Annotated in this window: 13 protein-coding genes; 4 read left to right on the forward strand and 9 right to left on the reverse strand. The window is 33.0% G+C overall.

The genetic code is table 11. The features are described from left to right. The first annotated feature begins 215 nt into the window (after positions 1-215). Positions 216-932 carry a sulfotransferase family protein gene (locus K9M74_02985; GenBank protein MCF7798843.1) on the forward strand — a complete coding sequence of 239 codons (717 nt, stop codon included), beginning with the start codon at positions 216-218 and terminating at the stop codon, positions 930-932. Here K9M74_02985 and K9M74_02990 read toward each other — a convergent pair. Genes K9M74_02990 through K9M74_03005 form a run of 4 tightly spaced genes read right to left on the reverse strand, consistent with a single transcriptional unit; the run spans position 924 to position 4,957 of the window. Next, a complete protein-coding gene (locus K9M74_02990; GenBank protein MCF7798844.1) occupies positions 924-2,069 on the reverse strand; it encodes a hypothetical protein in 1,146 nt (381 codons plus the stop codon). The two genes, K9M74_02985 and K9M74_02990, sit on opposite strands and share 9 nt — an antisense overlap. 26 nt (positions 2,070-2,095) lie before the next feature. After that, positions 2,096-2,989 carry a radical SAM protein gene (locus tag K9M74_02995; GenBank protein ID MCF7798845.1) on the reverse strand — a complete coding sequence of 298 codons (894 nt, stop codon included), beginning with the start codon at positions 2,987-2,989 and terminating at the stop codon, positions 2,096-2,098. A 1-nt stretch (position 2,990) separates the two neighbouring features. Then, positions 2,991-4,121: an asparagine--tRNA ligase gene (locus K9M74_03000; protein ID MCF7798846.1), complete on the reverse strand. Its 1,131-nt coding sequence runs from the start codon at positions 4,119-4,121 to the stop codon at positions 2,991-2,993. A 2-nt stretch (positions 4,122-4,123) separates the two neighbouring features. After that, a complete protein-coding gene (locus tag K9M74_03005) occupies positions 4,124-4,957 on the reverse strand; it encodes a methyltransferase domain-containing protein (GenBank protein MCF7798847.1) in 834 nt (277 codons plus the stop codon). A 140-nt stretch (positions 4,958-5,097) separates the two neighbouring features. On the opposite strand from K9M74_03005, the gene K9M74_03010 reads away from it, so the two are divergent. Further along, positions 5,098-6,135 (forward strand): LD-carboxypeptidase, encoded by a 1,038-nt coding sequence (locus K9M74_03010; protein ID MCF7798848.1) that lies wholly within the window; start codon positions 5,098-5,100, stop codon positions 6,133-6,135. Between the two features lie 316 nt (positions 6,136-6,451). On the opposite strand, the gene mnmH is transcribed toward K9M74_03010, so the two are convergent. Continuing rightward, positions 6,452-7,462, reverse strand: coding sequence for a tRNA 2-selenouridine(34) synthase MnmH (gene mnmH / locus K9M74_03015; protein MCF7798849.1), 1,011 nt, complete (start codon positions 7,460-7,462; stop codon positions 6,452-6,454). Between the two features lie 105 nt (positions 7,463-7,567). Here mnmH and K9M74_03020 point away from each other — a divergent pair, with 105 nt between their 5' ends. Continuing rightward, complete coding sequence (locus K9M74_03020; protein MCF7798850.1) at positions 7,568-8,776, forward strand: hypothetical protein; 1,209 nt, start codon at positions 7,568-7,570, stop codon at positions 8,774-8,776. 59 nt (positions 8,777-8,835) lie between these two features. Beyond that, on the forward strand, positions 8,836-10,338 hold the full coding sequence (gene lysS, locus K9M74_03025; GenBank protein MCF7798851.1) for a lysine--tRNA ligase: 1,503 nt from the start codon (positions 8,836-8,838) through the stop codon (positions 10,336-10,338). A gap of 5 nt (positions 10,339-10,343) precedes the next feature. Here the strand turns inward: lysS and K9M74_03030 are convergent, their stop codons facing one another. From K9M74_03030 to K9M74_03045, 4 genes are all read right to left on the reverse strand, one after another. Then, the gene (locus tag K9M74_03030) at positions 10,344-10,973 is read right to left on the reverse strand and encodes a hypothetical protein (protein MCF7798852.1); all 630 of its coding nucleotides are present in this window, start codon (positions 10,971-10,973) and stop codon (positions 10,344-10,346) included. A 23-nt stretch (positions 10,974-10,996) separates the two neighbouring features. Continuing rightward, positions 10,997-12,640 (reverse strand): DEAD/DEAH box helicase, encoded by a 1,644-nt coding sequence (locus K9M74_03035; GenBank protein MCF7798853.1) that lies wholly within the window; start codon positions 12,638-12,640, stop codon positions 10,997-10,999. Between the two features lie 380 nt (positions 12,641-13,020). Then, positions 13,021-14,427: a signal recognition particle receptor subunit alpha gene (locus K9M74_03040; GenBank protein ID MCF7798854.1), complete on the reverse strand. Its 1,407-nt coding sequence runs from the start codon at positions 14,425-14,427 to the stop codon at positions 13,021-13,023. A 40-nt stretch (positions 14,428-14,467) separates the two neighbouring features. Continuing rightward, the gene (locus tag K9M74_03045) at positions 14,468-15,055 is read right to left on the reverse strand and encodes a DUF502 domain-containing protein (GenBank protein ID MCF7798855.1); all 588 of its coding nucleotides are present in this window, start codon (positions 15,053-15,055) and stop codon (positions 14,468-14,470) included. Positions 15,056-15,066 lie beyond the last annotated feature (11 nt).

Here is a 15,066-nt window from a genome sequence, read left to right on the forward strand (position 1 = left end):
TGCTTAACTTTTTTAATTAATCTATCTTTTTTCTTCATTGGAAAAACAGCCTCAATCTGTTTTTCCCTCCCACAATGCTACTTTTGGCAGTGGGAGCATATATTTCTTTCTAAAAAGTTAGAGACTTGGGACAAACCCTTGTTTTACCAAAGTTTTATATTGGCTTAAACCCTTTATTTATTATGTTTATACGCTATTTGAAGAGAAAGCACTTAATGTATATGAAAGACAATTATACTAATTATTCTTATTGGTTTTTGTCTCTTTTATTATATGGTTCTGTTGATCCTCGTTTCTTTGTAATTCCGCCTAAAAAAAAGATTGCGTATTTAGTTCTTCCAAAAAATGCTTGTTCTTCAATTAAGAGTTCGTTAGTTCCTTTTGTTAAATCGAATCATTCAATTCATTTTAACGATGGTTTGTCAAAAAATGTTGGAAAATTGTCTTCTGATTTTAAATCGCATTATTCGTTTACTTTTATTAGAAATCCCTTTGAGCGTTTGGTTTCTTGTTATGTTAATAAATTTGAAGAATATGAACGATGGGATAAAATATTTTTATTTGAAAAGTATTATTTGTTTGGCTATTTAAAAAAGACTGATTCTTTTGCACAATTTGTTAAGAAAGTGGCTAAGTTACCTGACTTTTTATCTGATTCTCATTTTCAATCACAGTATTCTCGAATTTACAGGCGAGGTAAACTTGTAGTTGATTTTATTGGTCGTATGGAGAATTTTTCAGAAGACTTTGCTGTTCTTAAAAAGAAATTTTTGTTAGCTAATCCGCCACATATCAATAAAACAAAAAAGAAATATTCTTGGAAGGATTATTATACTCCTGAATTGGCTAGATTAGTTTATCGGAGATATAAGAAAGAATGTGATTTGTGGTATCCTGAAGAATATCTTAATTTATTGCGTCACTTAAAATAGCGGGAAATATGTTGTATCTCTAGCATCTTTTTTATTTGAAATACCTAATAATATTTTTTCAATACCTAAACTTAGTCCTGATGTGGGTGGAAGCCCGTATTTCAATGTTTCTCGACCACTCAAATCAACTTCTTCTTGCGATAGTCCTAACTCTTCTATTTGATTATTTTCGTTTATAATTATTTGATCCACGGATGTTTCTAATGAATGCCCATGCATTATTCCCATTCCATTGTAGCATATTTTGAAATCCTCTAAAAATTTTTCATTTAGTTCTGACTTTTTTGATAAAGGAGTTAATGTATGTGGGAAATTATATATTATTGTTGGTTCTTCTAATAATGGCATTATTTTTTTGTTGAATATTCTGAAATCTTTATCTGTTCCAGTTGGCGTGTAACCATTTTGCTTTAATAGTTCTGAGAATATGCGTGTTTGAAATTTAGGCTCTTCTTCTTCAAATATTTTATATGCAATAGAAAACAATTCTTTTCCAATATCTGCCATTTCTTTATAGTCGCTGTATTTCATAAGGATATCTACGCAAGAAAACTCAGGTAATTGTTTTTTTGATTTTCCTTCATTTCTAAATATTTTACCTATTTCAAAAACTCTTTCGAATCCGCCTATTAAAAGTTTTTTTAATTCAATTTCGCTGGTTTTCTTTAGAAATAATTCTTTTTTTGTTGATTTTTGCTCTGTTTTGAAGCTATCTGCTTTTGATGCGTAAGGCTTAGATTTTAGAATTCCTGTTTCAACTTCATCAAAATCTTTATTCCACAGGTATTCTCTAAATCGTCTAATTACTTGGTTTCTTTTCTTAAAGAATTCGAATGATTCCGGATTGCATATTAAATCAAGATATCTGTTTGTTTGATTTTTGGGGTTTTTGAAATAATCGTTGTTTGGAAGTATAGTTTGGTTTTTATGTATTATTGAAATATTGTTGACCTTAATTCTTGACGTTTCTTCAGGAGACTTTTCTCCTTCTATTTGAACGATATCTCCCTTTTTTAAACTAAATTTATGCTTATTGTAGGTGATTTTGTAATATTTGTCTTGTGTTTGTACGAATCCGTAGCCTATTTGGCTTTTTTCCTTGCTTAGGTTAATTATTCGCCCTTTAATTTCCACCATGTTATTACTTAGTGATAACAACAAATTTATAATGGTTTCTCTTTTTTGGCGGATTTTTTTTTATTATCTTGGATAAATTGCCCGCACCCACCATCAACATCTACTCCTTTGCTAATTTGCACATTGCTAACGATTCCATATTTTTTTATTATTTCATTGAATTGTATTGCGTCTTCTTCACTAGGTCTTTGATATGTGCTATTTTTAATTGAATTAAATAACAATATTTGGACATCGAAGTAATCAGGATTTAATAGTTTTGCAAATTCTTCTGCATGTTTTTTAGTATCGTTAAATCCTTTAATCAACATATAACTCATTTCAACACGTTCATTTTTTTGTTTTGCATAGTACTCGCAGGTTTCTATGAGTTTTTTTAAATGGTATTTTTTATTTATTGGAATTAGTTTATTTCTTTCTTCATCAAAAGGAGAGTGAATTGAAACAAAAAGTTTAAAATTTACTTCTTTATTATCTGCTAGTTCTTTAATTTTTGGTGTTATGCCAACGGTGGATATGGATATTGGATCGATGTATGGTTTTGTTTTTTTTACGTCCTTGTAGAATTTGCAAATTTCTTCAAAATTCATTAGTGGTTCTCCCATTCCCATAATTGCATATGATGTTGCTTCAGGTTTATTTCTTGATGCAAGATCTTTATTTATGCTGGTTATTTGTTGTAGCATGTCTTCTGCAGTTAAATTCGCAAAAAATCCGCCTTTTCCAGTAGCGCAAAATGAACAATCCATTTGACATCCTGCTTGAGATGAAATACAAAGCGTATTGATTTCAATTGGTTTGTGTTTTCGCTGACCTATGTATGTGAAATATATTGATTCAACTTTAATTCCTTCTTCGTTTGAAAATATGTATTTTATACTTTTATCGACAGATTCTTTCGTTGTTACAATTTGCATCATTTTATGGCTTTATTGTTTTATCTACTCTTGGAAATTGACTTGCAGACCAAATGAATGGCATTTTTAATAATCCTTGAATTAATCGTTCCCATCCCATTCCGAAACCGGATGATGGTTTGTAGTTGCTAAATTGTCTTGATTGTATATATGGTTGGTAGTCTTTCATTGGCAGATTGAATATTTTTGATTTTTCTTTTAGTTCTTCTTCGCTTTTGATTCTTTGTCCGCTTCCGAGAATTTCTCTATATCCTGGCCAAATGATGTCTAAGTTGTTTGCAATTCGAGGTTCACTACCTTCAATTGTCGCATGGTAAAATGGAACTTCTAGTAATGGAAAATCCTTTATACCTATTAGACTACCATATATTTCTGTAATTCTAATTTCTTCCCAAGAACCAAAATGTTTTAATGTGAATTCTTTGTACTTTTCATCTTGAGTATCTTTATATAACTCATCTAATGCTTCTTTTAACGTTATTATTTTCATGCTTTTTTGATTTGCAATTTCTTTTAGTTCTTCAATATCTTCATCAACCAAGAATATTTTTAAACTATCGAGATTATGAGTTACTAGGTCGTTAATTATTCGTTTAATCATTTCAAACGCTATTTGCTGGTTTTCTTCTTGATTAACTTGACCTTCGTATTCTATGTGGTGAAATTCAGATAAATGTGTTGCGTCAGCTTCTTCCTTTCTAAATGAACTATATATTGCATACACTTGACTTATATTCTTTTGAATTAATGATAATTCTAAATATATTTGAGATGATTCTGCTAAAAATATTTTTTTATCGTGATTAAACCAATCAAGTTTAATTGGACAAGTATCTGTCGTGTAATTTATTGCTTCCTTTCCATAAACGGCTCCTGGTGATGAGATCATTCTGGTTGTTAAGGGTAATAATGTGAACATTGCTTTTAGTTCAGTAAAATATTCTGTTGTGGAAATGAATATTCTATCGTTTATCTTGGCTATGTGTTCCCAAAAAGGTTCTTCATCAAATGAATGCACTCTGTTCTCTAATTCTGTAACACTATATTTTTTGTTTAGTATATCTTTTATTTCAGCGAATATCTTGTTTCCAACATATTTTACTTCTTTTCCGTCTGTTTTGTATGGTCTTACCATTTTTACTTAATCTCTTTAGCTAGAAATGCTTCTGGTTCTTCTTTTTCGAATCGTTTTCTTAATATCATTATGGAAAAATTTGTATATTTTAAGTTTTCATTGAATATTGAAATTGTTTTTTTCCATCTATTGTATATTTGATTCTGTTGTTCTTTCGAAAGATTTTTTATGTGTTCTTTTTTTAGAAAATAACTTACATACTCTTCTAGATCCGTTTCACTTAGAAATTTGAACTCGTAATCTTTTGAATAATATATTTCAAATCCTTTTTCTTCAAACATGTCTTTCCAATCTTTTTTAGTGTATTTTTTTATGCTTCCATTAATTTCTTTGCTTGTTGCTTCTATAATCTCATTAGGAGTTTCTTTTACGTAGAAGATTGGACTTGTTGCTATAAAACCCCATTGTTTTACTACTCTTTTATATTCTTTTATTGCTTTTTCTTTCTCATCCATAAATGATGTTGCATTTCCACAAAAGAGTAAATCGAATGATTCGTCTTTGAAAGGAATGTCATATGCACTTGCTTCCTTGAATGTGACTAGATTGCTAATTGTCGCATCTTTGTTTTTTCTTTTATTTGCTAATTTTATTGATTCTTTGTTGATGTCAATTCCAACTACTTGACATTTTATTGTTCTAGCAATTTCAAGACTCGAGAATCCATTTGTACATCCTACTTCAAGGACTTTAGTTTCTTTTGAACTAAATGTATTTTTTAGTATTTCTCGAACAGTATTTTTCCCGCCTGAAGGTCGGTTTTCTTCTTTAATAAAACTAATAAAATCAGTATAACTTAAGCTTTTGATGTTGTTATTGTCTTTTTTATCTGTCATTATGTGTTTTAACCTTTAAATCTTTATAAGTTTGAGCTTATTTAAAAACTTAATTGGTTATGCATTCATTTGCTAAAGTAATAACTTTTTATCAAGTTCTAAAGGAAACTTATTTAAGGTAGTTTTATTTCTGCTGTTATATGAAAAAACCATCAAAACTGAAAAAAGGTGATTTGATTGCTGTTGTTGCTTTATCTTGGGGAGGTCATGATCATTTTCCTCATATCGTTGACTTAGGAATTCGTCGTTTAGAAGACGAATTTGGCTTTAAAGTTAAGCGAGGAAATACTTTAAGTTTGACTGATGCTGAATTGCATGCTTCACCAGAAAAAAGAGCTGAAGATTTACATAATCAATTTTTAGATCCTGCTGTAAAAGGAATAATTTCAATAATTGGTGGTAGTGATGGTGTTCGGGTATTACCTCATTTGAATAAAGATATTTTCATAAAGAATCCTAAGTTTTTTATGGGTTATTCAGATACTTCAGTTTTCAATATTTTTCTAAATCAGTTAGGTTTGGTAACTTTTAATGGTCCTTCTGTTATGGCTGGGTTTGCGGAATCTCATTCTTTGGAGAGTGATTTTATTGAGCATGTTGATTCATTTTTATTTGGTGAATGGGAAACATTTTCTTATGTTCCTTTTAAACGATATGTAAACAATTATTTGAGCTGGGCTGATCCTGAAAATCTAACTAAAAAAAATACTGGTTATATTGATAATGTTGAAAAATTTAATTTTGTACAGGGCGATGGCATTGTTCAAGGCACTTTATTTGGGGGTTGTATTGAGGTTTTAGAGTTTCTCAAGGGAACAACTTTTTGGCCAGATGCTAACTTTTGGAATGATAAAATTTTATTTTTTGAAACTTCTGAAGATGTGCCTTCGCCAAAATATATTGAATATTGGTTAAGGAATTATGGAATTCAAGGTGTTTTTGATAAAATTAATGGTTTGATGTTTGGCAGACCCAAAGGATTTTCTGATGATGAGAAAATTGAATTAAAAGAAACTATTCTTAAAGTTTTAAAAGAATTTAATAAGGCTGATTTACCTTTGATAATTAATGTTGATTTTGGTCATACTGATCCTCAAATAATTTTACCTCTTGGTGCTTTAGCGGAGATTGATTTTGGAACTTCTTCCTTGAAATTATTAGAATCTCCTTTCAAATAATAAATCAACTTATTTTTTTTATTTTTTTTGACCTCTTTTATATTGTCGAGGGCAAGTGATATTTGTATTGCGTATGCTCTTTGTTATTGAAATGATTGTTTGTAACTGCTTCTAGGTGTGAGTTATAATTAAGCTTTATTCTTATTTTAGGATAATTTCGCATCTACCTTTATAAACCACTCTCCCTTCTACCCTTCTTAGAGAATCTTTAGAATTAGGGGTTTTTACCTTGAGAGGGGCTTACTGCGAAGATTATCGCCTTGGGCGGTTTCTCGGAGGGGACTTATTTTCTTTTTAGAAAATTTTTGTAAAAGGATTAATTCGCTTTTATTTGTTCTAATTCTTTTACCGCGGCATCAATATTATCACTACATATTTCTGCAATATACTTTTGCTCTGTTAATGCATGTTTGTATTGTTTATCGTAATGCTCTATAAGAAGTGCTTCTGCAAGCTGCTTGTATTTCTTTTCATCAACAAGTGCACATAATTCTTCGCAGCGTTTAGTACTTAAATAAACTTTGAGCTTCATAATGATTTTTTTGATTTCTTCATCTTCATTATGGGTGAAATAATCTTGCACTATTCGTTTGCTTCGTGTTGTTATGCTTGCAGTAATATTGACTGTTGGTGCTGTTTGCATGGTTTCATATATTTTTTCTGGGACAAAAATATCGCCAATTTTTTTTGCTTCTCCTTCAATAAAAACTATTTTCTCGCTTTCTAACTCGTGAAGTTTTTTCCAGAGTCTACTTTCAAACATTTTTTGACTTACTGGTTTTAATCCTAATGCGCCAAAGAGCGAACTTCTATGATGTGCGTATCCTTCTAAATTTATTGTAGGAAATAACTTTTTGATTAAATCTGTTTTTCCACATCCTGCAAGTCCTTGCAAAACAATGAATGTAAATGGAGGCTCGTAATTTTTTAACTCTTCACGTACTACTGCTCGAAATTGTTTATATCCGCCGATAAGTTGGTAGACGTTTGTTCGTTTTGACGCAATAAGTTCTGCTATTGTTTTTGAGCGCATTCCTCCTCGCCAACAATAAATAATTATTTTTTTCTCAAGAGGTATTTGTTTAAATTGTTCAATAAAATCTAGAATTTTACTATTATAAATACCAAATCCTTGCTGATATGCCTCTACTTGATTGTTCTTGTAAAGCGTTCCAATTATTGCTCGTTCTTCATTAGAAAAAATAGGAATGTTAATTGCTCCGGGGATATTATCTTCAGCAAATTCTTTTGGACTGCGAGTATCCACAAAAACAACATCTTCACTAGGTAATTTTAGAGCTTCAGTAATTTCTATTGTGTTAACCATTCAGAACTTCTCTATCTGTGCTTTATTTATAAAATCTTGTGCTAATAGGTCTTCTAGAGCCTCCAAACAATCCATATTTATAAATTATTTTGACTTTAAATTAGTATGATTCGTCTTTTATTTGTTTTATTTGTACCACTCTTGCTTTTCACTTCTTGTGATTTAAACTATGAATCTGAATATCAAACAGAGCTTTTTTTCATTCATTCAGAGTCAAGAATTGGTGCTTTAGGTGAAGTTTTCATGAACAATGTTAGTTTAGGTTTTCTTGAAGATGGTTTGTTGACAGTTCCTTCTACAAATCTTGATTTGGGCGTTATACGATTAGAAACTTTTTTCAGAGGAGATAATTACTCATTCGAGTATATTGTGGATGAAGATTATTCAGTTTATGATTCTGTGGAATTTGAATTTTCAAATAATGACATGTCTGATTATTTAGATCAAAAAGAGATTGAACAAAAAATAAATACAAAATCAAATTTATTTAATTATTCTCTTGGAGATTCTATAACTAGAAATTTTTCGTTTTGTAGAACTGGTGTAGTTGGAACGCGAGAGCGACTCACTTTGGATGTTTATTCGGATTTAGATTCGTACTTATTTTCATTGGAACGATTGATTTATTACGATTCTGATGATTCCCCTCCAACGGAGAGAGATTTTCTTTTCAAAACGATTGATGAGCCTAATCAATTGGTTGAAGTGAAAGTTCTTGCTGAAAAGATTAAATTATTATCTAATGACTCCCAAGAGCAAGCAAGAATTGCAATAACTTTAGTACAAATGATTCCCTATGATAATTATGCAATAGAAACTTTTGAAACCCATGTAGAACGTTATCCTTATGAAGTTTTATTTGATTATACAGGTATTTGCGGCGAGAAATCAGAACTTATTGTGATGTTACTAAGGGAGTTAGGTTTTGGTTCAGCATATATAATTTTCCCAGAAGAGAATCATGCTATTGCAGGAATATCTTGTCCTAAGGAATTTAGTTTTAGAACTTCTGGTTATTGTTTTGTTGAATCAACTGAAAGTACTCAAATAGGTCAAAGTGATGGAAACTATGTGGATGTTGGAAGATTAGAATCTATTCCAATAATAATTCCTGTTTCTGAAGGAAAATCTTATACTGATATTGTTCAGTTCTATCAAGAAGCTATTAAAGGTCTTGAAGAAGGAACTCATTCAAAAATTAGAGATAAGTATGGAAATGAAATTATTCGAGCGAGTGGTGATTATTGGACAAAATTAAATAATCCTGATTTTTATGTTACTTATGGCGATAATCGTTATGAAATCTTAATTTAAACTTTCTAGAGCCTCCAAACCCCCAATATTTATAAATTCAATCCTCTTTTGCAAGTGTTATGGTAGAAGAAAATAGACTTAAAGAGGAACGAGTCAGAAAACTTAATGAGCTTCGGCAGGCTGGCGTTGAGCCGTATCCGCATCTTTTCAAACCTGGTAAGAAGTCCGCTCAAATTAAAGAAGAACATAAAGACCTCGCTCCTGAATCTAAAACCTCTGCCAAAGAGAAAGTAGCTGGCCGTGTTGTGCTTCTTCGAAACATGGGGAAAGCAACTTTTCTCACACTGCAAGATGGTGAAGGGAGAATTCAAGCGTACATTCGAAAAGATGATGTTGGTGAAGAAAATTATTTCATCATAAAAAAACTTGACTTGGGTGATATTTTAGGAATTGAGGGTGATGTCTTCACCACTAAAACTGGCGAGATTAGTGTTTATGCTAAAGCTGTTACGCTTTTGTGTAAAGCAATCGAATCTCTTCCTGAAAAACATCATGGTCTAAAGGACACTGAACTCAAATATAGAAAGCGTCATCTTGATTTAATTACTAATCCTGAAAGTAAAGAAGTTTTCGTCAAACGATTAAAAATTATGCAGGCTATTCGGGAGTTTATGATACAGCGTGGTTTTTTAGAAGTGGAAACGCCAATTCTCCAAACACAATATGGTGGGGCTGCTGCAAAACCTTTTATGACGCATCACAATGAATTAGATATGGATATGTATCTTCGAATTAGTCCTGAGTTATATCTTAAAAAACTCATCGTTGGTGGTTTTGAGAAAGTTTTTGATATTAACAAAAATTTTCGAAATGAAGGTATTGACACAACGCATAATCCAGAGTTCACTATGCTTGAAGCATATCAAGCGTATGCTGATTATAATGACATGATGGATTTAATGGAGTCTATGTATGAATTTGTTGCAAAGAAAGTTTTAGGAACAACAAAAGTGACTTTCAAGGGCAAAGAAGTTGATGTTGCTAAACCTTGGGCTCGAGTTCCTATGCTTGACGCAATTAAAGAACATGCAGGTATTGATGCGAGCACTGCATCAGTTGATGATCTTCAAGATGTTATCGATAAAAATCTTATTGATTTTGAAAAAGAGAAGAATTGGGGTAATATGGTCTTAGCTATTTTTGAGCATTTCTGCGAAGACAAATATATTAATCCGACATTTATTACACATTATCCTCGAGAATCAACACCGCTTTGTAAAAAATTACGTGAAGGAGATGAGCGGCTTATTGAGCAGTTCGAGCCTTTATGTATGGGTGTTGAGTTAGGTAATGCTTATAGTGAATTAAATGATCCTGTTGAGCAACGAAGACTTTTTGAAGATCAGCAGCGACAATTGAATGCTGGTGATGAAGAAGCTAATCCTCTTGATGAAAGTTTTCTCCATGCAATTGAAACTGGTATGCCGCCAACTGGTGGTATTGGTATTGGTATTGATAGAATGATTATGATTTTGCTCGGCCAAGAATCCATCAGGGACATTATTTTCTTTCCAACTATGAAGCCAGAAGTTGAAGAGAAAGAAAAAGAGAAGAAGGAATAATTTTTTTACTTTTTTCTTAGGATTATTTCTGTTGTTTTTCTAGTTCTAACCAAGTAATCTTGCGTAGAAATATAAAATGGCTCAATGAGTTCTATAATATCTTTATTTTTAATTATATTGCCCAGTTTAATTTTAATCAAATGTAAATGTGTTAATATATTTAGTATGTCATTTAATTCTTGGGTTATTTCTTCTTCTATTATTTTTTTATTCCCATAATACGTTAAATAAATAAGTATTAATAATATTAAAACAACAAATATACACAAACCAAAGAAAATCATTCTTGTTGTGTTTGTTTGTTTAACAAATCCTTCTTTGGCTATTTCATAACTAGACATGGTTGCATTGAGTAGTTGTTTAGTTATGTTGTTAAGACTTCCAGCTGCTAAATTAGTCATAGAATCTTGGTTTTGGATAAGTGTTCCTGTATAATAATTTGAAATAGGTGTTAATAAAAGATTTGCAACAGTAATAATTAGAACTATTGTTGTTAGTATTAGTTGGATTGTTGTAATAAACTTATTGTTTTGATTCTGGGTGTTGGTTTCTTTTTGACTATATGCCCATTGTAATTTGTTGGACTTGGATTCAAAGTATTCTATTAAAGTATTAATACTAATTTCCTTAGTCATTTTATTTTAAAAACAAACCTTCTTTATATCTTTTCTGAAAGTATTTTTAAAGCCTCATAAAGTTCTTCAGGCCATGCTGGAGGCTTCTCATCATGTCTTGTCAAGCTCAGAATTCCTTTTTTTGTGTCTTCATCTAAGACCATTGGCTCACCATCTAGATACCTCATAATTGTGAGGAAGAATTCATCAGGTAAAAACAACCGAATCCGTACTTTTCGCAGTTGTTCTTTGAGTTCTTCAGATTCTTGGACAGAATAATGATGGGTTATTTCTCGCCCTTCCTCTTCTTGCTCCACTCGCTTCTGCAAATTGGGCCAACGGTCAGGATTCTCATTAAAAAGCCTTTCAATACTGTCATGATGCATTGTATAAAACTCAGAATCTAATTGCTGTTTTGCTGACGCCATATCTAATTTCTTAAACAGCCATTGTTCGAAGCTTTCGTGACTGCTATGCGAGAGAAATGTTTTCAAATGTATTTTTGCATCATTATCATCAATAAAGCCATTATTCCATCGTAGCCACTCGCCTGCAAACGCAATATCTGTCGTTCCTGTCTTCCGTAGTATAGTAAAAAACTTTTCTTCCTCTATTCCTTCAATAAGTAATGTATAGCGACGAACATAATCATTTTTACGAAGTAATCGTCCGTCGCGTTGTATCATTTGTCGGGCGCTTCGAGTAAAGCTTGCAATAATTGCAACGTTTGCATCAGGAACATCGTATCCCTCATCAATCATTTTTGGCGCAATTAACACACCCGTCTCTTGCTCCCTGAACACTGCAAGTCTGTTTAAGACTTCTTTTTTAGATAGTTTACTATGCACAATAATACTTTTTGGAATTGCTTGATGGAGTGTTTCGGTAAATTCTATACTTTCAGAAAAAATAATTGTTTTATTTTCTTGTTCATTAGATAAAATATTTTTAATTACAAACACTTTATTTCGTGCGTTAGTTCGTAGATACGTTTGTTTAGACCAAATTTTAAGAATATGTAATGCGTATTTGTTTCCTCGTTTCGCTTGATATTCTATTTGGCCGTGTTTAATTCCTGAAAGATGCAGTAGTTTATAGAATTCGTTTTGTAAATCAGTATAATGTTGATATTCATCAAGTGTGAATGGAACGCGAATAGTCCACAGGCTGAATCGTTCACGCAATTCTTTCAGGTTAGATAATGCGTAAACTATTTTACCAGCACCGTAGCGAATGGCAAGGTCTCCATCATCTTCTCGTTCTGGTGTTGCTGAAAGACCAATGGTGCGCGGGGTGGGTAAACTAAAAATGCTTTGATAAAGTTCTGCTCCGTAATGATGAATTTCATCTAAGACTTTAATATCGTACTCGCAATTAAGCTCCATTTTTGCTGCGCTGTTAATAACTGCAATAACAATTTCTCCTGATTCATTTTTTTCTTGTCCATAATAAAATGAGGTGGTGTATTGGGGATAGAATTTCCTAGCTTCCTCGCTCCACTGTTTCATCAAATTAATAGTGGGTACGATGACGAGCGCTTTTCCTTCTTGTTTCATCGCAAGGATTGCGTCAATAATGGTGAGTGCGAGCACTGTTTTTCCCTTGCCGCTAGCTACTTTAAGTATGCCGTTGTAATCGTGTTGTTTGAGTGTGGTAAGTGCTTCTTGTTGCCAGTCGTAAAGTTTCATAATGGGGAGAAATGAGGAGTTATTTATAAATAAATCACCGGAACCATTGTTTGTTGTTACTATGAAGTAATCAAAAAAACGAAACATTTATATATTAGTACCACCATACAGTGATATAGTTGGAGGTGTCCAAGCAACGTATGTTCTCACTTCCAAAACACACCTCACACACCCTTTTCACAACCACGCGATGCCTTGGACACTATCTGACTGCTTTTTTATTCTTAATAAATCAATACAATCAGTCAGTATATTTATTTTTGCTGGTTTTTTTTAATTCTTAGAAACTAATGTGGAACTAAAAGAAAAAGTATGCATGACTAAATAATTATGTGGTTATGCAAAAAGTATATATTATATGATTTATTATACTAACAGGCTTACTTTAATTTGACTTGTTTTCTGCCGCCACCTTGCATCTTTTGCATCATTTTCTGCATGTCTTTCTCGCTACCCGTGCCGCCTTTCATCATTTTCATCATTTTCTTACTTTGTTTGTATTGTTTAAGAAGGAGTCGAAGATCTTTAATGTCAACACCACTACCTTCGGCGATTCTATCAAGGCGCGAACCTCGGATAATGTCGGGATCTTCAAGTTCTGATTTGGTCATGGAGTTCATAAGTATTTTCCAATTGTCCATTTTTTCTTCTTGTCCTTCGAGCATGTCTTTTGGAATGTTCATATTGCTAAATCCTGGAATCATCGAGGTGAGTTTAGAAAGCGAACCCATTTTTTTTACTGACTTCATTTGTTCGTATAAATCAATCAGGTTAAAATCTCCTTTGAGGAATTTTCTGCCAAGGTCTTGTGCTTGCTCTTCATCCATTGCTTCTTTTGCTTTTTCAAGAAGTGCTTCTAAATCGCCCATGCCGAGGAGTCGTCCAATAAACCCTTCTGGTTTAAATGTTTCTAGCGCGTCAATTTTCTCGCCAACGCCAATGAATTTAATTGGTGTTCCTGTAACTGCGCATGCAACTAATGCGCCTCCACCTTTTGCTGTACCATCTAGTTTTGTTAAAACAACGCCTGTGACATTGCATGTATCATGAAATGCTTGTGCTTGTGCTTGTGCACTTTGGCCGATATCTGCGTTAATAACAAGAAGTGTTTCATCAGCTGCAACTGTTGTGTTAATATCGTTTAATTCTTCGATAAGTTCGTCATTGAGTGCGTCTCGTCCCGCAGTATCAACGATAACTAAATCATATGTTGCTAGTTCTTGTTTGAAGTGATTGTAGATTTTTGCAGGATCGCCAAGCTCTGGCTTCCCAAAAACCGGAACCTTAATGGAGTCGCCTATTTGTTTGAGTTGCTCGTATGCTGCTGGTCGCCACGTGTCTGTGGAAAGCAGTGCAACTTTTATGCTTCGTTTCTTGTAGTAGTTTGCAAGCTTTCCTGCTGTTGTTGTTTTACCGTTTCCAAATAAACCAACTAGCATGATGGTAAAAGGCTCGGCCTTAGTCGTACCAAGAGCTTCGTTGCTTCGTGTCTTAGACTTGACATCAATAGTGGAATCGCCTTTTCCAACAAGCGCGACTAATTCTTCATAAACGATGTTAATGAGATGTTCTTTTTTAGAAAGTTTTACTGGTGTTTTTTCATCCAGCATGCGTGCCTTGATATTTTTTCCGACGTTAAAAACGAGTTTGACATTCACGTCTGCTTGGAGGAGTGCTCGTTGTATGTCTTTGACGAGTTCATTAACGACCTTCTCGTCAACGAAGAGTCCCTTGCCTACTTTAGCAAGGCTGTTTCTAAGCGATTCTCCGAGTTTATCAAGTACCATTTTCTTCTGAAAAGAGCTGTTTCTTTATAAAGATTAGGCCTTATTTTTGCATTTTGGTAAGTATTTTGTTTGAGTTGTTCCCAACAGAAACGACTGTTTTAAGCATCGTATCAACTCGCGTGTTCACGGGGAATACTCGTTTATTGGGTACGTGATAGATGTTGCCTGATGCAGGGTTTGGTCCCGTCGGAATAAATACTGTTGTAAGATTTTTTTCTGGTGTTGTATTGGTGATAAATCCCATCATGAGTGTTCCTGTGCCAAAGATATCAACAACTACTGCTGATTGTAGTGATTCTTTAAACGCGCCGCCGACAAATGGTTCGATAAGGTTTTTAATGGCGTTATATCCGGGGATGTATGCTAGAATATATCGTTCTGTTTGTTTGAAAAACCAACTGCCCAGTTTTGTGCGAACAGCAACGCCAACTAAGAAGACGATGAGTGCTACACCTACTAGTGAGATGATAATGGTAAGCCATATGGGTGTGCCAGTGACTGCGCCGACTGGTGCAACAAAACTCACCACGATGCGATACAGCCAGGTAAGTACAAGCAGTAATAATGCAATAGGTAAGAGTGCTACAAATCCGGTAAAAAAGTTTTTTTTGAATGCATCTGTTTTCATGGTATTCTCCT

The sequence above is a fragment of the Candidatus Woesearchaeota archaeon genome, from assembly GCA_021734105.1.
GTDB lineage: Archaea > Nanobdellota > Nanobdellia > Woesearchaeales > SKGA01 > SKGA01.